General features: G+C 46.4%; 19 protein-coding genes. 8 read left to right on the forward strand and 11 right to left on the reverse strand.

Annotation, left to right across the window (positions count from 1 at the left end; all coding sequences use genetic code 11):
- The first annotated feature begins 41 nt into the window (after positions 1–41).
- From ACO1B7_RS09620 to ACO1B7_RS09630, 3 genes are read left to right on the forward strand one after another with little or no spacing between them, the layout of a single operon-like run.
- Positions 42–1,169: a Re/Si-specific NAD(P)(+) transhydrogenase subunit alpha gene (locus ACO1B7_RS09620; RefSeq protein ID WP_004281641.1), complete on the forward strand. Its 1,128-nt coding sequence runs from the start codon at positions 42–44 to the stop codon at positions 1,167–1,169.
- Between the two features lie 11 nt (positions 1,170–1,180).
- Positions 1,181–1,504: a proton-translocating transhydrogenase family protein gene (locus ACO1B7_RS09625; RefSeq protein ID WP_004281642.1), complete on the forward strand. Its 324-nt coding sequence runs from the start codon at positions 1,181–1,183 to the stop codon at positions 1,502–1,504.
- A gap of 3 nt (positions 1,505–1,507) precedes the next feature.
- Entirely contained in the window at positions 1,508–2,953 is a 1,446-nt protein-coding gene (locus ACO1B7_RS09630; RefSeq protein WP_216986296.1) for an NAD(P)(+) transhydrogenase (Re/Si-specific) subunit beta, read from the forward strand.
- A 267-nt stretch (positions 2,954–3,220) separates the two neighbouring features.
- Here ACO1B7_RS09630 and rsfS read toward each other — a convergent pair whose 3' ends face one another.
- From rsfS to ACO1B7_RS09655, 5 genes are all read right to left on the reverse strand, one after another.
- Positions 3,221–3,628 carry a ribosome silencing factor gene (rsfS, locus tag ACO1B7_RS09635; RefSeq protein WP_004645144.1) on the reverse strand — a complete coding sequence of 136 codons (408 nt, stop codon included), beginning with the start codon at positions 3,626–3,628 and terminating at the stop codon, positions 3,221–3,223.
- A gap of 81 nt (positions 3,629–3,709) precedes the next feature.
- Complete coding sequence (locus ACO1B7_RS09640; RefSeq protein ID WP_423090113.1) at positions 3,710–4,498, reverse strand: hydroxypyruvate isomerase family protein; 789 nt, start codon at positions 4,496–4,498, stop codon at positions 3,710–3,712.
- Positions 4,499–4,537: 39 nt separating this feature from the next.
- Positions 4,538–5,407: an NAD(P)-dependent oxidoreductase gene (locus ACO1B7_RS09645; RefSeq protein WP_216986295.1), complete on the reverse strand. Its 870-nt coding sequence runs from the start codon at positions 5,405–5,407 to the stop codon at positions 4,538–4,540.
- A 36-nt stretch (positions 5,408–5,443) separates the two neighbouring features.
- A complete protein-coding gene (locus ACO1B7_RS09650; protein WP_071851623.1) occupies positions 5,444–6,232 on the reverse strand; it encodes a crotonase/enoyl-CoA hydratase family protein in 789 nt (262 codons plus the stop codon).
- Between the two features lie 107 nt (positions 6,233–6,339).
- Positions 6,340–9,147 carry a GacS-like sensor histidine kinase gene (locus ACO1B7_RS09655; protein WP_423090114.1) on the reverse strand — a complete coding sequence of 936 codons (2,808 nt, stop codon included), beginning with the start codon at positions 9,145–9,147 and terminating at the stop codon, positions 6,340–6,342.
- Between the two features lie 362 nt (positions 9,148–9,509).
- Here ACO1B7_RS09655 and cysM point away from each other — a divergent pair, with 362 nt between their 5' ends.
- The 5 genes from cysM to ACO1B7_RS09680 all read left to right on the forward strand — a co-directional run bounded on the left by cysM (position 9,510) and on the right by ACO1B7_RS09680 (position 15,797).
- Positions 9,510–10,439: a cysteine synthase CysM gene (cysM, locus tag ACO1B7_RS09660; protein ID WP_423090115.1), complete on the forward strand. Its 930-nt coding sequence runs from the start codon at positions 9,510–9,512 to the stop codon at positions 10,437–10,439.
- Between the two features lie 18 nt (positions 10,440–10,457).
- On the forward strand, positions 10,458–11,276 hold the full coding sequence (locus ACO1B7_RS09665) for a 3'-5' exonuclease (protein ID WP_004281650.1): 819 nt from the start codon (positions 10,458–10,460) through the stop codon (positions 11,274–11,276).
- 6 nt (positions 11,277–11,282) lie between these two features.
- The gene (rlmD, locus tag ACO1B7_RS09670) at positions 11,283–12,671 is read left to right on the forward strand and encodes a 23S rRNA (uracil(1939)-C(5))-methyltransferase RlmD (RefSeq protein ID WP_004281651.1); all 1,389 of its coding nucleotides are present in this window, start codon (positions 11,283–11,285) and stop codon (positions 12,669–12,671) included.
- Positions 12,672–12,703: 32 nt separating this feature from the next.
- The gene (locus ACO1B7_RS09675; protein WP_004281652.1) at positions 12,704–15,013 is read left to right on the forward strand and encodes a RelA/SpoT family protein; all 2,310 of its coding nucleotides are present in this window, start codon (positions 12,704–12,706) and stop codon (positions 15,011–15,013) included.
- 100 nt (positions 15,014–15,113) lie between these two features.
- The gene (locus ACO1B7_RS09680; protein WP_216986292.1) at positions 15,114–15,797 is read left to right on the forward strand and encodes a S24 family peptidase; all 684 of its coding nucleotides are present in this window, start codon (positions 15,114–15,116) and stop codon (positions 15,795–15,797) included.
- A 24-nt stretch (positions 15,798–15,821) separates the two neighbouring features.
- Here ACO1B7_RS09680 and secF read toward each other — a convergent pair whose 3' ends face one another.
- From secF to ACO1B7_RS09710, 6 genes are all read right to left on the reverse strand, one after another.
- On the reverse strand, positions 15,822–16,796 hold the full coding sequence (gene secF / locus ACO1B7_RS09685) for a protein translocase subunit SecF (protein WP_423090116.1): 975 nt from the start codon (positions 16,794–16,796) through the stop codon (positions 15,822–15,824).
- Positions 16,797–16,804: 8 nt separating this feature from the next.
- On the reverse strand, positions 16,805–18,703 hold the full coding sequence (gene secD, locus ACO1B7_RS09690) for a protein translocase subunit SecD (RefSeq protein ID WP_064095204.1): 1,899 nt from the start codon (positions 18,701–18,703) through the stop codon (positions 16,805–16,807).
- 51 nt (positions 18,704–18,754) lie between these two features.
- Positions 18,755–19,084, reverse strand: a complete 330-nt coding sequence (gene yajC, locus ACO1B7_RS09695; protein ID WP_004645158.1) for a preprotein translocase subunit YajC — start codon at positions 19,082–19,084, stop codon at positions 18,755–18,757.
- A gap of 100 nt (positions 19,085–19,184) precedes the next feature.
- A complete protein-coding gene (tgt, locus tag ACO1B7_RS09700) occupies positions 19,185–20,315 on the reverse strand; it encodes a tRNA guanosine(34) transglycosylase Tgt (RefSeq protein WP_005252828.1) in 1,131 nt (376 codons plus the stop codon).
- Between the two features lie 130 nt (positions 20,316–20,445).
- Positions 20,446–21,288 (reverse strand): DUF4303 domain-containing protein, encoded by an 843-nt coding sequence (locus tag ACO1B7_RS09705; RefSeq protein ID WP_216986291.1) that lies wholly within the window; start codon positions 21,286–21,288, stop codon positions 20,446–20,448.
- A 113-nt stretch (positions 21,289–21,401) separates the two neighbouring features.
- Positions 21,402–21,971, reverse strand: a complete 570-nt coding sequence (locus ACO1B7_RS09710) for a LemA family protein (RefSeq protein ID WP_004645163.1) — start codon at positions 21,969–21,971, stop codon at positions 21,402–21,404.
- Positions 21,972–21,981: the final 10 nt, after the last annotated feature.

Below are 21,981 nucleotides of genomic sequence, written 5' to 3' on the forward strand. Positions count from 1 at the left end.
ACACGATGTTTACTTAAGAAAAATTAGCTTGAGGAACGCTCATGCAGATCGGAATTCCAGCCGAAACTGTTGTCGGTGAAAATCGCGTCGCTGCGACGCCAGAGACAGTAAAGAAATTGATCAGCGCAGGACATAGCGTGATTATCGAACGTGGTGCAGGGGTTAAAGCTGCCTATATCGATAGTGCCTATGAACAAGTTGGTGCCAAAATTACGGATGATGCCTATACCGGCAGTCAGTTGATTTTAAAAGTTCGTGCACCGAAAGGTGATGAAATTCAAAAACTCAACCCGAACACCACTATCGTGGCAATGTTTGATCCTTACCGTAATACTGAGCTTGACCAATTCGCGGCACAAAACGTGTCTGCATTTGCATTGGAACTTTTGCCACGAACCTTGTCTCGTGCGCAGAACATGGATGTCTTGTCTTCTCAAGCCAACCTTGCAGGTTACAAGTCGGTGCTTTTGGCTGCGGCTGAATACCAGCGCATGTTCCCGATGCTGATGACTGCTGCGGGTACGGTTAAACCGGCTCGTGTGGTGATCATGGGTGTCGGCGTAGCAGGTCTGCAAGCGATTGCAACAGCAAAACGTTTAGGTGCCATCGTTGAAGCCACGGACTTGCGTCCAACTGCGAAAGATCAGGTTGAATCTCTGGGCGGTAAATGGTTAGACGTACCGATGTCTGCTGAAGAGCAGCAAAAAGCTGCAGATGCTGCCAAAAATGGTTATGGCTGGATGCCGGGTGAAGAATACATCCGCGATCAGGCTGCAATTGTTGATAAAGCGGTATCAAATGCTGACATCGTGATTACCACAGCGCTTTTACCGGGCCGTGATGCACCGCGTTTAATCCGTGCTGGAACAGTTGCGAAAATGAAACCGGGTTCAGTGATTCTGGACATGGCAGTAGAATCTGGCGGCAACGTCGAAGGTTCAAAATGTGGCGAAACAGTCCATACCGACAACGGCGTCAAAATTCTCGGCATTCCAAATATTCCGTCGACTGTATCGACTGAAGCCTCTGCTTTATACGCTCGTAACGTATTTAACTTCGTTGAAACATTATTTGATGCAGATAAGAATTTTGTCCTGAATCAAGAAGAAGAAATTCAAAAAGCCCTACTTGTCACTCATGGCGGCCAAGTGCTGCTGAAACGTGGTTAAGGAGAAGACTCATGGTTGAAACAATTACGATTTTTGTCCTTGCCATTTTCGTAGGTTACTACGTGGTGTGGGGTGTAACACCAGCATTGCATACGCCGTTGATGGCGGTCACCAATGCCTTGTCATCGATCATTATTGTCGGTGCGATGATTCAGACCGTTGGCCTGCCGGTGATCGGCGTTGAAGGTAGCGTAGATTTCCAGACCATTAATGTGGTGAGCGTGCTTGGTGCAATTGCGGTGTTCCTGGCCAGTATTAATATTTTCGGTGGCTTTGCAGTGACTGCACGTATGCTGGAAATGTTTAAACCTAAGCAAAAGAAAAAAGAGGGTTAATCCATGGAAATGATTCGAGAATATGCGGATTGGTTCTACCTGATTGGTGCCGTTCTTTTTATCCTGACGCTACGTGGTTTATCAGGTCCTAAAACTGCGATTGCCGGTAACCGTTACGGAATGATCGCGATGGCCATTGCGGTCGTGACTACCTTCTTTGTGGCTGAGAATCCGGTTGTCTGGATGATTATTGGTGCAATGGTGCTGGGTGCAATTGTGGGTATCGCCCGTGCACGCACAGTTCCAATGACCCAGATGCCTGAAACTGTGGCGCTAATGCACTCATTGGTGGGTCTGGCTGCGGTCTTGATTGCTGTCGCTGCTATTATTCACAACAACAAACTGATCGAACTTGGTCCAGACTTATTGGCTGCCAATGGTGTCAATTTCCATGAAATGAGCCGTATTCATTTATTTGAACTGTTTGTGGGTTGTTTCGTAGGTGCGATTACTTTTACAGCATCAGTCTTTGCTTACGGCAAACTGGCTGCAAAGAAATGGGCGAAAACCATTTCAGGTGTGTGGGTGAAACCAGTTCAGGCAATCATCTTTATTGCAATGTTAGGTTTTGGGGTTCACTTCTTCCTGACTGGCAATATGACATCGTTCTGGGCGATGACAGGTCTTGCGCTGGCATTCGGCTGGGTATGGATTGCACCAGTCGGTGGTGGTGACATGCCAGTGGTGGTATCGCTACTCAACTCATTCTCGGGTTGGGCAGCAGCTGGTATTGGTTTTACCCTAGAAAACAACATGTTGATCGTTGCAGGCTCACTGGTGGGTTCTTCAGGTGCCATTCTGTCTTACATCATGTGTAAAGCGATGAACCGTTCAATCATCAACGTTTTGTTTGGCGGTGCGATGGGCGGTGCAGCTGCGCCGACAGCAGGAGCAGGTGAACAGGTCCAACGTAATCACCGTTCTGGCTCGGCAGATGATGCAGGCTTCCTGATGTCAAATGCAGACAGCGTGGTGATTGTACCGGGTTATGGTATGGCGCAAGGCCGTGCACAAAATGCGGTAAAAGAATTGGCTAACTTGCTAAAAGAGCAGGGCGTAACGGTTCGTTTTGCGATTCATCCTGTAGCAGGTCGTATGCCAGGTCATATGAACGTACTACTTGCTGAAGCGGACGTACCGTATGAAGACATCCTGGAAATGGATGAGATCAACTCGGACTTCCCGGCAACAGATGTGGTGCTAGTGATTGGTGCGAACGACGTTGTGAACCCTGCGGCGAAAGATGATCCAACATCGCCAATTTATGGTATGCCAATTCTGGAAGCCCATAAGGCACGTACGATTATGGTGATCAAGCGTTCTATGGCAACCGGTTATGCGGGTCTCGACAATGACTTGTTCTATAATGACAAGACCATGATGATCTTTGGTGATGCCAAGAAAGTGGTGGAAGATATGACTAAAGCCATTAATGGTACGGGTCACTAATCATCTAAATTATTAGAATCCTCCTAAGTCCCCCTTTTAATAAAGGGGGACTTTTTATTTTATATCTTGGGAAAAGGATGATTGAGTGATCATCGAACGTCTATGTTGATGATGAATTGATCCTAAAATACCAATCAAATCGGTGCATAAGACAAGATGGAAATTAAAAAATAGCGAACAGATTGAGTTGTATTAATGCTTATAAAGTTAGATGAACAGGCAATAAAAAAGCGACCTACACAGGTCGCTTTTTTGAATATTCGGTTTTTACGCTACAGAGTCAGTATCTGTAGGATTGCGCCATAAGCTTTCTAGGTCATAGAATTTACGCGCTGTTGGAAGCATACAATGAACCACCACATAACCAAGGTCGATGAGGATCCATTCAGCATCACGTTCGCCTTCAATACCAAGAGGGCGGAAGCCAGCTTTTCGTGCTTCTTCAGCAACGTTATTGGCCAATGATTTGATGTGACGTGTCGATGTACCGCTTGCAATGACCATAGCATCAGCCACATTACTGATACCGCTGACATCAAGCTCAACAATTTCTTTTGCTTTTACATCTTCAAGTGCAGCATGTACGACTTTTAAGCAGTCCTGTACAGCTTGAGAATTTGAATTCATAGTAAGATCGTGAGAATTAGAAGCGCTGGGCGATGGTTCTAAATTCATGGGGAGTGTAATTTCCTAACAATTATGCATGGTCTAATATAGCGGTTTTAGTCCTGAATTTCAAATGAAGCCGCAGTCCACTCAGTCATGCTCCGTAAAGAACTCAGCTTTCCAGTCAAAGGAATCGTTGGAATGTCCGCTAGGTTTATACTCGGCAGCGACATAACCTTGATATTGACTATGTTTTAACCACTGAAATATATCATGATATTGAATTGAACCCGTATTGGGTTGATGCCGTCCCGGACAATCCGCAAATTGGATATGACCAATCGAGGCAATATTTTCTTGCAAAGTTTCTAAGACATCTTCGCCCATCATTGCCATGTGGTAACAGTCGTACTGCATTTTTAAGGCCGGATGATGTACCGCTTCCAGCATTTCCTGGGCTTGGGCAACATTTTGAATCAAAAAACGTGGCATATCGGTGCCATTGATCATTTCGAAGACCGGTTCAATTTGATGCTCAAGCAGCATTGAACAGGCCATTTTTAGGTTACTCGCCAGCGTATTCAGGCAGGGTAGCAGATCACAATCCAGAGGCTGTTTTCCTGCTAGAATATTGACCCGCGGTACATTCAACGCCGTGGCATACTGGATGGCCTGCTCAACAGCATGACGAAACTCGATTTCCTGTCCTGGAATGCCGGCTAGACCATGACCGCCCTGCATTAAATCGCCCGCTGGCACATTAATCAGGCACAAGTTCAGCTGATGCGTGCTGAGCTGGTTTTGAATCTGGCCAATTGTGAGTTCATAAGGAAACTGGATTTCCACATGATTAAAGCCCTGTGCACGAGCCAGCGCGAAGCGTTCAATCAGCGGCACTTCGGTAAAAATCATCGACAGGTTGACGGCAAGTTTAATCATGTCTTTCTCTTCAATATTCAAGGCCGCATCAATCAAGCGTTATGAATGTTTTAGTTGCTGGATTACAGTAGCCAGATCTGCTTCGGCAAAGCCTTGGGCTTGATGAGCATGTAACTGCGTTAAAGCTTGAGTCGCCACCGGAACATCCAGGTCAAAGCTTTGTGCCAGTTGCACGGCATTATTCAGATCCTTGGATAAGGTCTGTACTTTCCATTGCACCGGTTCAAAAGTTTGCGTGGCCATACGCGGTGCCAGAATCTGAAAAGGCTTGGAGTCGGCAAAACCACCCGCTAGCGCTGGTGCCAGTAAGCGTGTATCTACCCCGGCAAGTCCAGCCAAGGCGACCGCTTCTGCGATCAAGGTGCTATTGGCAGCCACAATCAGCTGGTTACAGATTTTGGTCGCCTGACCGGTACCCGTATCACCCATACGGGTCACGCGCTGTGAAAGTACTGCATAGATCGGATTAAGATTTTCAATCGTCGCGGCATCACCACCGGCAAAAATCACCAGACTGCCTTGTTCGGCTCCAACTGTACCGCCTGAAACCGGAGAATCAATCCAGGTCACTTTCTTGGCCTGTGCTTGCGCGGCAAGTGTTTGAGTTTGTTGTACCGAAAGACTGGAAAAATCCACAATCACTTGCTCCGCAACCAAATACGGTTCGATCTGAGCAAAGATCGATTGCACTGCATGATCATCTGCCAGGCAGGTAAGAATCACCGGATAGTCGGCAATCTGGTCTAAAGATAGCGCAGTTGCCCCTAGATCCAGCAAGGGCTCACAGGCTGCTGGTGTGCGATTCCAGACCGCTACCTGAAAACCTGCCTGAAGCAGACGTGTGGCCATACGAGTGCCCATCAGCCCCATCCCTAAGAAGGCAATTTTAGTATCAAGATTCAACTGCATGCTTTGGTTTATTCCTTTCCTGGATTCAGACTTGGTTTATTTGTACTGGCGTGGCACAAACTGAATATCTGGGTTTTTGTCTTTTTTACGAGCCAGTTGACTATTTTTACCCAGTAATAATTTCAGCTGCCAGATTTTTTCCATACGCAGGGATTTATTTGGATGATGCTGCATGGCATCTAGTACAAATTTAGAGGCCATCAGCGCATCTGGAGAGCGTTGCAGCATTTCTTCAGCCAAGGCTTGTGCTCTAGCTAAAGGTTGTTGATCGACATGGGTGATCAGACCGATTTCTTTGGCATATTCACCATCAAAAATCCGGGCAGTTAAGGTCAGTTCTTTGGCCAGATCAATCCCAATCAGGCCTTTCAGTGAACGGCTGAGTCCCATGTCTGGCACCAGTCCCCAACGAGTTTCCATAATTGACATTTTGGTGTCAGGATGGGCAATGCGGATATCTGCGGCCAGAGCAAGCTGCATCCCGGCACCAAAACAGAAGCCCTCCATTGCGGCAATCACCGGAACTGGTAATTCTTGCCAGACCAGAAATGCTTTTTGAAATAAGCTTTGACCAGGACGAATCAGTTCCCATGCGGCATAAGCACGATTTTTAGGATTATTTAAATCTGCCAGATCAATACCGGCACTAAAGACCTGGGCCTCGCCAGTTAAAATCACACAACGGATGCTTTTATCTTTTTTGATTTTCTGTGCAGTCGCGACCAGTTCGCGTAGCAGGGCAAAGCTCATGGCATTGCGTTTATCCGGACGATTCAGTGTAACAGTGGCAATGCCGTTATTTTTTTCCAAGCGCACGAGTGACATGGCATTCTTCCTTATTTTTCCTGGCTTGAGCATAGCATGCAGCCTTTGGCCTTGCATGACAGCTCAGTCACACTTGAGTAAGTTAAGAACTGAGCAGCTTCAGAGGTTTAATTTAAATGTTGCTTCAAAATTTGCTGGGCAGCCTGTTCGACCTGTTCGACTACAGCTTTGAGTTCATCAAAATATTTCAACACGTCTTGAACAAAGCTTTCATCGGCCTTGCGGCGTTCTTTGCGCAGGGTTGAAACGAACTGTTCAAAGCCACCGGTGACTTTCTGCAAAGTCGGTGCACCGACATAGCGGGTCGCGCCATATAAACGATGCAGCACATGTTCCAGTTGTGGAAAATCTTCCAGTTCAATCAGTTGCTGCATTTCATCGAGTTCATCTGCAAAGCTGTCCACCAGCATGCGTAACAGGTCTACCGCCAGATCTTCTTTATTGGCTGCCAGTTGCAGGCTTTGCTGCCAGTCCAGAATATTTGGATCCAGTGCATCAATCACATTGGCGCGTTCCAGTACCGGAATCCGTTTAAAATGCTCGGTAGTCCAGTGCGTCAAAATTTGGATAATCTGCTCGATCTGGATCGGCTTGGTGACATAATCATCCATGCCGTTTTGCAGCAGTTTATGTTTTTCATCAGAAAGCGCATGTGCCGTCAGTGCAATAATCGGCAGACGGCTATGATTTTCAAAAGTTGATTCCAGCGAGCGAATAGCACGGGTGGTATCGATCCCCGACATGACTGGCATCTGAATGTCCATAAAGACCAGATCAAATGCTGGCTGTTCCTGTTCATAACGGCGCTGAATAATATCGATCGCTTCCTGCCCGCTGAGGGCTTTGGTCGTGGTGACATTGAGTTCACCCAGCAAGGCTTCCAGAACAATCAGGTTGGGTAAGTGATCATCCACGGCCAGAATATGCAGGCCTTGACCATTAAATTCTTCATGCTGTTCCTGGTCGAAGACCGGCTGATTGCCGAGTAACTGAATCAGCGCGCTGCGGCTGAGTGGCTGATGCAGGGCACGGGCACGATGGTCATTGAGCATGCTTGGATCCAGTTGCATCTGATAACCATAGACAGCCAGATGACCCTGATAACGTGAACGGATTTCGCGTAACAAGACTTCACTGTCACCACTATGATCGACGATCAGCCAGGTATTTTCGCTATTCTGTAAATGATTCAGACGGCTAAACAGATCCAGAATTGATGCACATTCAATATGTTTAACCTGATAATTTTCCAGATAATGCCGCAGCACATTCGCAGTTGCCGGATGGGCAAGATAAGACACCACAGTCAATTCGCTAAAGTCTGGATGCTCAATCACGGTATCTTCATCGACTAGGAACTGGGCAGTAAACCAGAAAGTAGAGCCTTTTTCGGTCGGAGCACGTTCCTGATTGTCTTCAAAACCAATCTGGCCATGCATCAGGCTGACCAGCTGTTTGGAAATTGCCAGACCAAGACCAGTACCGCCAAACTGACGGGTCACTGAGGTATCACCCTGCGAGAAGGATTCAAACAGCTTTTTACGGTCGGTACCACTCAGGCCAATGCCGCTGTCCTGCACACTAAAATGCAGCACACATTGATCTATGCCCTCATGTTCCATGCGTGCCCGGACAATGATTTCTCCATCCGGAGTGAACTTGATCGCATTGGAAATCAGGTTGGTCAGAATCTGCTTAAACCGCAGTGCATCACCAATAATGTGTTTTGGCACACCGTCTGCATAATAGAAGGCCATATCAATATGTTTTTGTGCTGCCAGCGGTGACAACATGTCCATCACATCAAAAATCGCTTCTTCCAGATCAAAAGGTGCCGTTTCTAATTCCAGTTTGCCGGCATCAATCTTGGAAAAATCCAGGACATCATTAATCAGTGCCAGCAAATGCGCCGAAGACTTACGAATGGTCTGCAAATACAGGCTCTGCTCGTTGCTGAGATTGCCCTGACGTAACAACAGATGAATAAAACCATCAATACTGTTCAGCGGGGTACGCAGTTCATGGGAAATATTGGCCAGAAACACCGACTTGGCCTGGTTAGCTGAAATGGCCTGGTCGCGTGCCTGACGATAGGTAATATTCTGGACTTCTAAAGTGTCGAGGGTACGGCGCAAGTCATCTTCGGTCTGTTCGGTATGTTCACGCAGTTCCAGAAAGCTGAAATGCAGACGTTTCACCACATTGGCAATATCACGTTGCAATAAACGCAGCTCGCCGGTGCTGTTAATCACCATATGCTGGCCGAGGGTATCGGCATTCAGGCGTTGCAATTGCATGCGAATCTCATACATTGGGGCGATCCAGCGCCGTGAGTAGAAATTCAAGCAAAGTAATAACAATAATAAGGTCAGTAATCCGGTCGCAATCAGTACGATCAGTACTCGGTAACGGGCAATTGCTAGCGGCTGGTTATCCAGTTCGATCGCCAGCCAGCCGGTAGAAAAAGTGTTTTCATTCACTTTAATGGCATAGATATGATTATCTTGATGCAGAATCGGGCCAATAAAATTGCCGCTTTTCTCAAATTCTGGCCAAGGTGCCTGTTCCTGAAAACCGATGCCCAAACGGTTCTTGCCATTTTCGTCCAGAACCGCTGCCCGAACCAGATGCTTTTCATTGAGCATGTTCTGCATGGCATTGTGGGCCTGGTCATATTGCCATGGATACAGGTTCAAGATATCCAGTGCATATTCTGAAGTACCTTGAAAGCGGGTCAGAATCGCAATGGCCATCTGCTTCTGCTGGGCACGTGCGGCATTTGAGGTTTCAGTCAACACCAGCATGGCACCGACGCAGGCCAAAATGGTAATCGGCACAAAAATCAGCGCAATCAGCTGTCCATAGGCATGATTTAAGTGTAGGCGTTTAAACAGCTTTTTGTTGATCGTTGACATGATTTAAGCAGTATTTTCTTTATGCCTGGCATATTAGCATGCTTTAAATCGACAGTTAAAATTTAAGCATAATTTTTATAAAGCTTCGGATTAGCAGTTAAAAATACAAGAGATTTCAGTTAATTTTGCTCAGGTACAGCAAGACTAAGACGCACGAAATTTCAATCTGTAAAAGTGCCAGACTGAAATAGTATTTTCATCTTCATTAGCGAGCTGCTTCACCTGGCTAAATTATCGGGAAATGTAGTTTATGGCTTGATAGTGTGTGAGTTTTAGTGAGTTTTCTGAAAAAGCCTTGCTAAATGGGTGCAGGGAAAAGCATTTTTTCATACAATAGCCGCACCTCGATATAGGTGCAAATAATGAGTAATACCATCCCTGATTTTCAAGCAGATGAATTTTTGTTAGACCATTATGTAGGCAAAACGCCGCTGGTGCGTTTACAGCGTCTGGCAAGTCACACTCAAGCTACAGTACTCGCGAAACTCGAAGGCAATAACCCAGCAGGTTCGGTCAAAGACCGTCCGGCCTATAATATGATCATGCAGGCCGAGAAGCGTGGGCAGATCAAACCGGGTGACACCCTGATTGAGGCAACGAGCGGAAATACGGGGATTGCATTGGCGATGGTCGCAGCAATGCGTGGCTATAAAATGAAGCTGATCATGCCGAACAATATGAGTCAGGAACGTAAGGACGCGATGCGTGCGTATGGTGCCGAGCTAATTGAAGTAACCAAAGAGCAGGGCATGGAAGGTGCACGTGATCTTGCTGCTCAAATGCAGAATGATGGTGTGGGTCTGGTGCTGAATCAGTTCGGAAATCCGGACAATGTCGAAGCGCATTACCTGACCACGGGTCCAGAAATCTGGCAGCAAACCGGTGGCAAAATTACCCATTTTGTCAGTTCTATGGGTACCACCGGCACCATCATGGGTGTGTCGAAATACCTGAAAGAAATGAATCCTGATATTCAGATCGTCGGTTTACAGCCATCTGATGGTTCAAGCATTGCCGGAATCCGTCGCTGGCCAGAAGAATATCTGCCAACCATTTTCGACCGCAGCCGAGTCGATTGCATTATTGATATTCCACAAATCGAAGCTGAAAAAACCATGCGTAAGCTGGCACAGAAAGAAGGCATTAGTGCCGGAACCTCTTCTGGTGGGGCAGTGTGGGCCTCGATTAAACTGGCGGAAGAACATCCGGATGCAGTGATTGTGTGTATTATCTGTGACCGTGGTGACCGTTACTTGTCTACAGGGTTATTCTCTGTACAAGATCCTGAATAATTATTTGAGCACTGTTTTATGCGCCTGCCTGTTTTAACTTTCGATATTGAAACCCAAACCGATCTCAAATCAGGCGCGCATCTGTTTGGTCTGGACCTGCCCGAAGCAGATCTGGATCAGGCCTTGACCAAATTACGCCGTCAGGATTCAGGCTCGGATTTTCAGCGTTTGCCGCTGCATGAAATCGTCTGTATTTCCGGTTTGTGGATGGATGAGCAGGGCATCAAGCTGTTTTCGTTTAGCCGAGAACAGCATTCTGAAGCAGAAATTTTGAAAAAATTCTTGTCGATTTTTGACAAGCGCCATCCGACTCTAGTGAGTTGGAACGGCTCACAGTTTGATTTACCAGTGATTTTATACCGCGCCATGTATCATGGGCTCTCTGCACCGAGTCTGTTCGATCAGGGCGAAATTGATACGCAAAAGCGTTATAATAACTACCAGAATCGTTACCATCATCGTCATGTTGACCTGATGGATGTGATGGCCATGTTTCATGCCCGTCATTTCCAGAAGCTGGATGATGTTGCACATTTGCTGGGCTATCCAGGCAAGCGCGGTGACGGAGCCTATCGGGTTCCGGAATATGTCCGCAATCAGCAATGGACCGAACTGACGTCTTATTGTGAAGGTGATGTCCTGAATACCTGGCTGGTGTATATCCGCTGGTTGCTGTTAAAAGGCCAGCTGTTACTGCCGGATTATCAGCATCTGCTGCAAAGCACGATTCAATATTTGCATACTCAACCGCAGCATGCGGACTTTTTATCAGTTTGGCGTGAGACTTCGCAACGAACTGAATTTACCCAATTTGATTTTCCCATCTCCACACCCTAGGTTTTCATGAAACATCGAGCACAAGCACGTCCTATCCAGCAACCCGAGTACATTTTTCAGGTTGAGTCACTATCGCATGAGGGACGTGGCATCGCTCATTATGGTTCACATCCGGATCATCCGCAGCATAAACATGGCAAGAAAGTCTTTATCCGTTATGCCTTGCCGGGTGAAACCGTGCGTGCCCGCATTACCCGCGAAGTTAAGAAGCTAGAAGAAGCCGACAGTCTTGAATTGTTGAGCGATGCTTCTGAGATTCGCGTGAAGCCGGTGTGTCCACATTTTGGGATTTGCGGTGGCTGTAATATGCAGCATATCGCTGCGGATGCGCAGATTGAACTGAAACAGAATGTGCTGAAATCGCATCTTCAGCATTTTGCTGGAATCCAGCCCGATCAATGGCTACCGCCTTTACGTTCACAACGTGAAGATTATCGCCGTAAAGCGCGAATCGGGGTGCGTTATCTGCCTTCCAAGGATCAGCTGGTGGTGGGCTTTCGTGAAAATCAGTCCAACAAACTCACGTCGATTGATCGCTGTATGATCTTGGATCGCGAGTTTGGCTCGGTTACAGGTCTTAAACAATTGCTGCAAGGTCTCAATGGTAAGGCTGACATCGGTCATATAGAATTGGCCATGGGGGATCAGGACATTGCGCTGCTAGTGCGTGAAACTGCAAAATTATCTGCCGATGATGTCAACCAATTGCGCGAATTTACGTTACAGAAAGGCTGGCAACTGTATCTGCAGCCTGCCGGCAAAGAAACGCTCTCGCGGATAGATGATCCAGAAGCATCTGCACGCTTACACTATGGTCTTGATGACTTTGATGTGAAATTCGGCTTTAATCCTCTGGACTTTACTCAGGTAAATTCAAGCATCAATCCGCAAATGGTACGATTGGCATGTGATTTGCTTCAGCTACAACAGGGTGAACGGGTTCTGGATCTGTTTTGTGGATTAGGAAACTTTTCTTTGCCGCTGGCGCGCTGTGTTGGTGCGTCGGGTCAGGTGATTGCGGTCGAGGGAAGTGATGAAATGGTTCGACGTGGTGCGGAAAATGCCAAAAACAATGGTATTGCACAAATATCGTTCTATTCACAAGATTTAACCAAAGATTTCTCGCACCACACTTGGGCAAATCAAGGTTTTGATGCATTATTAATCGACCCGCCACGTGCCGGGGCAGAAGAAGTCATGCATTATATCCCTCAGTTTGGAGCTAAAAGAATCGTTTATGTGTCATGTAATCCTGCGACACTCGCCAGAGATGCAGGACTCTTGGTACAACAGGGCTATCGTCTCACCCAAGCGGGCGTGATGGATATGTTTACACATACTGGACATGTTGAATCAATCGCATTGTTCGAAAAAGAAAATCAAATAAACGATTAAAGAAATGATGTTTTTAAAAGTAGGAGACGGGTATGGTCACAGTACGTGAGCAACTCCCTGGGCGACTCAATGAGTTGTCACAGGAGACGACTGTAGAACATGCCGAACAAGCACACCAGGATCTGACTGAATGGTTGGATCGGGTTCGTGGCATATTAGATGGCGCACCTTTAACGCAGCTCGAAGAAGTCGCCCACTTAACATTAGAAAGAGAGCTGCAAAGTACGGTTCAGCACCGCTCCAATACCTTTTATACCGGTATTGAGATGGCGGATATTCTGGCGCATCTGCACGTCGATGAAGATACTTTGTCCGCAGCCATGTTATATCGTGCTGTTCGTGAAGGCGTCATGCCACTCAGTGAAGTATTGGAACAGTTCGGCGAACAGGTGCATAGCCTGGTCAAAGGTACGCTTGCCATGGGTAAGCTGTCTGAGCTGATCGAAAAAAATAAACGCCTGGAAGATCATTTCAATAATAACCAGCGTGAACATCTGTCTGGCATTTACAAAATGCTGATCTCGGTCACCGAAGATGTACGTGTTGTTCTGGTCAAGCTGGCCGAACGTACCTATGCCTTGCGTGAACTGGCCAATTCCTCACGTGAGCGTCAGGAACGGGTGGCCCGAGAAATTCTGACCATTTACTCGCCACTGGCACACCGTTTAGGTATTGCCCAGTTAAAGTGGGAGCTGGAAGATCTGGCTTTCCGTTATCTTGCGCCGGAACGTTATAAAGAAATTGCGTCCTTACTGAATGAAAAGCGTCTCGAGCGTGAACAGTATATTCAGTTTGTGATTGATAAATTACGCAATGAATTGGCCGAGCATGGCATCGAAGCTGAAATTAATGGCCGGGTGAAACACATTTATTCGATTTATCGAAAAATGAAAAGCAAGAACCTGAGCTTTGACCAGCTCTATGATATTCGTGCTTTACGGGTACTGGTGAAAAGTGTACCGGAGTGTTATCACACTTTAGGTATTGTGCATCAGATCTGGCGCCATATTCCGCATCAGTTTGATGACTATATTACCAATCCGAAAGCCAATGGTTATCGTTCTTTACATACTGCGGTGATTGCCGAGAACAAGTCACTTGAAGTGCAAATTCGTACCCATAGCATGCATGAAGAAGCAGAGCTGGGAGTATGTTCACACTTTAATTATAAAGAAGGCGCAAAAACCACAGATCGCTCCTTTAACCATCGTCTGCATTCCCTACGTGCGGTACTTGAGCATTATCAAGAGCGCAATGAAAGCAGTGCACATAAAGAATCTGAAGATGAAATAGAGAATTTTGAGCATATTCAAGATTTTGAAGGCTTTGAAAAGATCTATGTGTTTAGCCGTGATGGCGATATCAAAGAGCTACCACGTGATTCGACCGTGCTCGACTTTGCTTATCATGTGCATACCGAAGTCGGGAACAAGTGCTATGCCGCACGGGTAAATCAGCGCTATGTGCCGCTGACCTACACCCTGAAAACCGGTGAACAGGTTGAGATTCTGACCAAAAAAGACCGGGAACCTAATCGGGACTGGTTGGTTAATTCGCTAGGTTATATCAAGACTGCCCGTGCGCGGGACAAGCTGCGTCACTGGTTCCGTCAGCAGGATCGTAGCAAGAACCTGGAAGTTGGCCGTGAAGTACTGAACAAAGAATTGTCACGTCTGGCAATTCACCCGAAATCGATTGATCTGAGTGATTATTGCAACCACTTCAATGTTAAAACCGGTGATGATATTCTGGTCAATCTGGTCAATGGTGATATCAGCCTGCATGCCCTGATTAATCAGGTGAATCGTCACATGCATCTGGATCAGGACGAACCTGAACTGGTGCTAAAACCTGCCCTGAACCCGCGTGCCAGTCATACACTGTCAGCGCACGGGATTCTGATCGATGGTTTGGATAACGTGGAACTACATGTCGCGCAATGTTGCCAACCGGTGCATGGTGAATCGATTGCTGGCTATATCACTCTGAATCGTGGTGTGAGCATTCATAAAGTCGCTTGTCCGGACTATGTGCGCATGATTACCCAAGAGCCTGAACGTGCGGTAGAAGCCGACTGGGAAATGCAGCCGACTCGTGGTCAAAGTGTGCAGATTGTGGTGGAAGCTTATGATCGACGCGGTTTGCTCAAAGATCTGACGCAAGTAATTTTCTCGGATCAGATCAATATCCGTCAGGTGAATACCATTTCGGAAGCGGATGGTATTGCCAATATGAAGCTGTTGATTGAAGTCAAAGGTCTGGCACAACTTTCCAAGCTTTTGGCTCGTCTAGAGCAGCAGCCGGGAATTATCAGCGCACGCCGTCTGGTACAGGGTACTTAATTTCCCTTATGTAAGTTTAAAAAGCCTGCAATTCAATTGCGGGCTTTTTTATTGTAAGGTATTTGAATCACATGCATAAAAAATAGACCAGCAAACCAAGATGAGCGCCACCGAAATATTTGAACGTAGACGAAATAATCTGGCCAAGGTGATTGATCTGCTGATCGAGACGCAGCAATTTAAAACCGGCAAAGAGATCTGTGAGCATTTCGGCTTGTCTGCATCGTATATCGCTCAATTGCTGAATAGCAAACGCCAGATCGGCGAGAAAGCAGCAAGGGAGCTGGAACAACAACTGGGTCTAGATGTGCTCATTCTAGATCAGTCGGCTGAGCCAAAAGTTGAATTAGCTCCAATTCCAGAGCAAGGCGTATTATTTCAGATGCAGGTGGTGCAACAGCAGGCATTTGCACTTATTCCTATAGATTCTGCATTTTCATTCAATCAGGATATTTTTCATCTGCAAGCACAGCATTATGCAATTCAGGTAGCAGGGCCGTATTATTTTCCCAGCTTAAAACCGGGCTGGTGGCTAATCTGTGACAAACAGGTCGAGTTATCCACTGCAGGCATACTCTGTGTGTATCTGGTTAATGGCCTGCAGCTCATTTTGCAGTTGGTGAGCGAAGCTCAAGATCATTATGAATTCCAAAGCCTGGATGAACATCGACAGGTGATTTTCCAAAAAACCGATATTGAGAAAATCCATCCAGTCATTGCGATTATTCCCACTGCCATATATTCAAACGGCAGAAATAATTCAGCCCATCATAAGACGGGCTGAACGATGAACATGAAACAGAACAGATTATGGAATCTGGTTCTCGTCTTCAAATTCTGGCTTCACCTGAACAATAAAGTCCTGACGGTTCAGACCACGCCACAAGGCAAAGGCTGTACCGATATAAATTGAAGAATAGGTACCAACAAAAACACCGACAAACATCGCGATCGAGAACCATTTCAGGCCATCACCGCCCATAACCATCATGGCAAGCACCACCAGTAATAAAGTCATGGAAGTATGAATGGTACGACGCAAGGTTTCAGTCAGGGCAATGTTGATAATCTCGACCGGTTCTGCACCACGAATCTTACGGAAGTTCTCACGGATACGGTCAGAGACCACGATATTATCGTTCAGTGAGAAACCGATGATTGCAAGGAGTGCCGCAAGTACAGTGAGGTCAAATGGCCACTGCATCATCGCAAAAATCCCGAGGGTGACGATAATGTCATGGAATAGTGACAACACGGCACCCATGGCCAGCTTGAACTCAAAGCGGATAGTGACATAGACCAGCATCAGCAGGAGTGCCAATGCCACAGCACCACCAGAACGGACATAGAGCTCGTTACCGACCTGTCCACCGACGACATCGACCTTGGGTACTTCTGCCGCATTATTTGGCAGTTGAACCGCTGCTGTAACAGCCTTGGTCAAGTCTTCAGCTTCGATATCTTCCTGAACCGGCATACGCACCATCAGGTCACGTTCAGAACCTAAAGTCTGAACCACAGCATCATTAAAGCCTGCCTGGTTCAATGCCTTGGAGACATCTTCAGGTTTGACCGGATTGGTATAGTTTAATTCGGCTGCCACACCACCGGTAAAGTCTAAACCGAGGTTCAGGCCTTTGGTGGCAATAAAGAAGATACTCGCAACGGTTAAGAGGATTGAAAACAATGCCGCAGGCATCGCAATCTTCATAAACGGAATAATGCGTTCGTCTTCCGGGCGACCGTACTGTTTTTGATTCAGTTGAGTATTTTCAGTCATCATTGATCTCCTTAAATGCTCAACTTTTTCAAGTTACGTTTTTTGCCATAAATGATCTGTACGATTGCACGTGTTACTGTAATGGCAGTAAACATCGAGCAGACAATACCAATCATTAAGGTCACGGCAAAGCCTTTGATCGGACCTGTACCAATCGCGAACAGAATGAATGCTACCAGGAAGGTGGTCAAGTTCGAGTCAAAAATGGTGTTATAGGCCCGGTCATAACCGGCCACAATCGCCTGTTTTGGCGAAGCTCCCCATTTCATTTCTTCCCGTATTCGCTCACAGATCAGTACGTTGGCATCGACCGCCATACCAATGGTAATCACAATACCGGCAATACCCGGCAGGGTCAGGGAAGCACCAATCCACGACATGACTGTCAGAATCATTGCCAGGTTAAATATCAGGGCAAAGTTGGCAATCAGGCCAAACACGCGGAAGAACACCACCATCCAGATGGCAACCAGGAGGAAACCGATCTGAGTTGAAAGCACCCCTTTGTCGATATTCTCTTGACCCAGACTTGGACCAATCACACGTTCTTCAACAAAGTACATTGGCGCAGCCAACGCACCTGCACGAAGCATTAATGCAAGTTCAGCCGCTTCCTGTGGCGAGTCCAGACCGGTAATACGGAACTGAGAGCCCAATACCGCCTGAATGGTCGCAGCATTAATCACGACAGCTTCAGTATATGGCGTACGGACTTCAGTTTGAGTGCCAGTTGCCGGGTCTTCCACATAGTTAATGCGCTGTTTGTTTTCGATGAACAGCACTGCCATACGTTTACCAACCGCATTACGGGTCGCATCCGACATCAGCTTGCCGCCTGCGCTGTCCAGCGTAATGTTCACTTCTGCACCGCCAGTGTCCTGGCTAAAACCACTGGATGCATTTTGAACACGTTCACCAGTTAAAATACGGTTACGGTTCAGAAGGAGCTGACGACCACTGTCCAGTGATTCATAGGCAAAGACTTCTGTGCCCGGTGGTAATGCACCTGTAGCCTGACCGGTATATGGATCGATGTATTGATCATTCAGGTCAGATACCAGACGGAACTCGAGGTTCGCGGTACGGCCAAGGACACGTTTCGCTTCAGCTGTATCCTGCACACCCGGAAGCTCAACCACAATACGGTTACTGCCTTGGGTTTGAACCAGTGCTTCAGCCACACCTAACTCGTTAATACGGTTACGTAAGGTGGTCAAGTTCTGGTTGACTGCATAAGATTCAATTTCTTGCTTACGCACATCGGTATAGTTCAGACGTAAGGTCGAACCGGTACTGGTTGCAACAGCCTGCTGGGTAAACTCATTGCCGTTACGGCGCAAGAAGTCCATCACTGCAGCACGATCATCATTGTTGGCAAACTGCATCACAATGGTGTTGTTGCTTAAAGTCAGGCTATTAAATTTCAGGTTGTTATCACGTAACTGACGACGGAGATCCGTCGCAGAGGTTTCCATACGCTGGGCAATGGCCTTGTCCATATCCACTTCAAGCAAGAAGTGAACACCACCACGTAAATCCAGACCAAGCTTCATTGGCTTGGCACCAATTTTTTGCAGCCATTCTGGGGTGGTTGGGGCGAGGTTAAGTGCAACCACGTACTCATCACCTAAACCACGACGTAAAGCTTCTTTGGCTTTAAGTTGCGCTTCACTTGAATCTACACGTAATAGGGCCGCATTGTTGCTAAAGCTATTGTCATGAGTGGCAATATTTTCAGTTTTTAAAATTTGCTCTGCTTTTTGTACGATGCTTGCATCAATTTGAGTACCGGCTTTGGCACCCGAAATCTGTACAGCAGGTTCATCTGGATACAAACTTGGCAGGGCATATAAAGTACTGATCACCAGAACAACCAGGATCAGTACATATTTCCATGCTGGGTAACGCATTCGTTTTCTTCTTAAAATGAAAAAGTCGTGCGAGGGCACGACTATTTTTGATTAAAGGTTATTTAAAGTGCCTTCAGGTAGGACTGAGATCACACTTGCACGTTGAACTTTGACTTCTACACCACGGCTCAATTCAACCACTGCGAAGTCACCTTCAATCTTGGTGATTTTGCCCATTAATCCGCCTGCAAATACCACTTCACTGCCAACGCCAAGGCTGTCGACCAAAGCACGGTGTTCTTTGGCACGTTTAGATTGAGGACGCCAGATCAAGAAATAGAAGATTGCAATAAAAACAGCAATCATCAAAAGGTTCGCCATCATGCTTGGTTGTTGTGCAGCTTCACCTGCAGCGTGAGCAGTCGAAATAAAAAGGCTCATTACATTTTCCTAAAATAAAAAACTGGTGATCAACTCGATAATAAATTGACATATTCTTGCAATTTACATTGTCTTTTTCCTCAGCGCAAATGCTGATGGATTAATCTTGCGGACAAGGTGGCACTTCCAGGCCACGGCGGGCATAAAAGTCATGAACAAATTCGTCAAATGTACCGTTGTCTAATGCATCACGCATCGCTTCAGTCAAACGCAGGTAATAGCGCAGATTATGAATCGTACCGAGCATAGAGCCGAGCATTTCCCCACATTTCTCAAGATGGAATAAATAGGCACGGGTGAAATTCTGGCAGGTATAGCAGTCGCAATGCGGATCGAGTGGGCTTTGGTCATGACGGTATTTACTGTTACGGATTCGCACCAAGCCGTCTGTCACAAAATAGTGACCGTTACGTGCATTTCGGGTTGGCATTACGCAGTCAAACATATCGACACCACGACGCACCGCTTCCACAATATCTTCAGGCTTGCCGACACCCATCAAATAACGCGGTTTGTCTGCAGGCATTTTCTCTGGAAGATAATCCAGAACCTTGATCATTTCTTCTTTTGGTTCGCCCACGGACAGGCCGCCAATCGCATAACCATCAAAGTCGATTTCAAGCAGGCCTTTTAAAGATTCATCACGTAAATCTTCATACATGCCGCCTTGAATAATGCCGAACAGCGCATTACGGTTTTTCAGCACGTCATGATGCTGGGTTTTACAGCGTTTGGCCCAGCGTAGAGAAAGTTGTAAAGATTTTTGCGCTTCTTCATGCGTCGCAGGGTACGGGGTACATTCATCAAAAATCATTACAATGTCAGAGTTCAGCGTGTGCTGAATATCCATTGAAATTTCAGGAGATAAAAATACTTTTGAACCATCAATCGGCGAGCGGAAGGTCACACCTTCTTCTTTGATTTTACGCATTGCGCCCAGACTGAAGACTTGGAAGCCGCCTGAATCGGTCAAAATGGGACTATTCCATTTCATAAATCCGTGCAGGCCGCCATGTTCACGAATTACATCCAGTCCTGGACGTAGATACAAATGGAAAGTATTGCCCAGAATGACTTGAGATTTGATCTCTTTAATGTCGCGTGGCAACAGGCCCTTGACCGTACCATACGTACCCACAGGCATGAACATCGGGGTTTCCACCACACCATGTTCAAGCGTTAAACGACCACGACGGGCACGGCCCGACTGACCTAATTTTTCAAACTTCATAGGAGTTCCACATCAAGGCGAAAAAACAGTTCGCTGATTGTTATAGCTAAAGGGCGCTATTTTCCTTGATTCTTACACTAAACGCCAGCATTGTAGAGCATTCGCTCTGTAATTTTATTTATCGCTGAAGCTAGAGAACATCCGGAGATATTGGCGGATGGGCAGAAAACTGCTGCAAGCGCTGCTGGATATCTTCCCGGCTAAGGGCGCAGCTGCCATCCGGCTCAGAGGCCATTGCAGCGATATGCTGGATCAGTTTCTGGATATAAATATTGCTATCGACAAAGTAGGATTCCAAGGTCAGCAAATAGGCATCTTGTGCCACTTGCAAATAGTCATAAGGCTCCATCACCAGCATCTGCTCTAGATCAATCAAGATATCTTTGTCGTTTTGCGAGAGTTTCAAGCGTTTCTGTATGGCAGGTAAATGAGTAGTTTGTCTGGATGCCAGAAATTCCTGTAAATGAATATGCTCAGGATTAAGTGTCTGTGCAGATTGGCATTCAAATTCGACTTGGGTGGGCAGGCTCATGAAAAAAAGGATGCCATCCAGATCCAGACCATAAGCCTCAGAAAGACGATGTTTGGTCTGTTTAAAACTCTCCAGCAATAAATCCAGATGCGTCGCGTGCAGCTGTTTTTGCTGTGCCAATACCGGATGGCCAAAGCTGTGCTGGGTTTTAAAATAATCGGCCAGCAAGGTTTTAAAGGGAATGAGTCCAGAGTGGGGCAAAGCGTGGGCCCGATAACGCCACTTCCGGACATTCCAGCGATCCTGTTCCGCCAGATATTGCTGTGGATTTTCCGGATCTTTAAAAATACTGCGTTCAGTCGAGATGGCCAGATCATCCAGCAGTAAAAATTCGTCAAAGACCAGACTACAGGCATAGATTTGATCATCCTGATAATGGTCGTATAACCGATAAAATTCCTCGACCAGCGTCTGTTGCAAGTGCTCTAAATAATCCAGCATAATTTTTATTCTTTATATTATAAGTTTTAGATAGGTACAGCCGCATCCTTGGCTATTTTTATAATAAGTTAATGCGCCAAGGATGCAAAATTTTATCAGATCTTGCTGTTCACTCAGTGAAAGTTCGGACGGTAATCAAAATTCTGTGTCACGCTTTGATCACGGAATGGACGTACCACTTTTTTTCTGAGTAACATATTATTAATGATGTTGTGCGGAAAAATCTGGATCTGGTTGTTAAACAGCTCGACATTGCGATTATAAATGGTAATCGCCGCACCGACATTTTCATTCTGTTCTTCAATTTCAGCCATCATTTTCAGATAGATGTCATTGGCTTTCAGTTCCGGGTAATTTTCAATCACCACATTCAGGCTGTGCATCAACTGTTTATTCAGGCTTTCAATGCGTTGTAACTGCCCAATATCGGCATCCTTGATATTCAGGTTCATGATGTTCTGACGCAGTTCGGTGACTTTTTCTAGCGTACCTTTTTCGAAACTCGAGTATTGTTCAACCAGTGGTTGCAGCCCATCCAGAATTTTCAGTTTTTGCCGTTCATAACTGGCGACATCCGACCAGGCGCGAATCGTGGCGTTGTGATGACGGACAATACTGTTGCGGATCATGATAATCGTGACAATCAGCGCCACAATGATCAAACATAAAATCAAAAATCCCATCCGAGATCTC

Source organism: Acinetobacter lwoffii, from assembly GCF_049367455.1.
In the GTDB taxonomy this organism is placed as follows: domain Bacteria; phylum Pseudomonadota; class Gammaproteobacteria; order Pseudomonadales; family Moraxellaceae; genus Acinetobacter; species Acinetobacter lwoffii_W.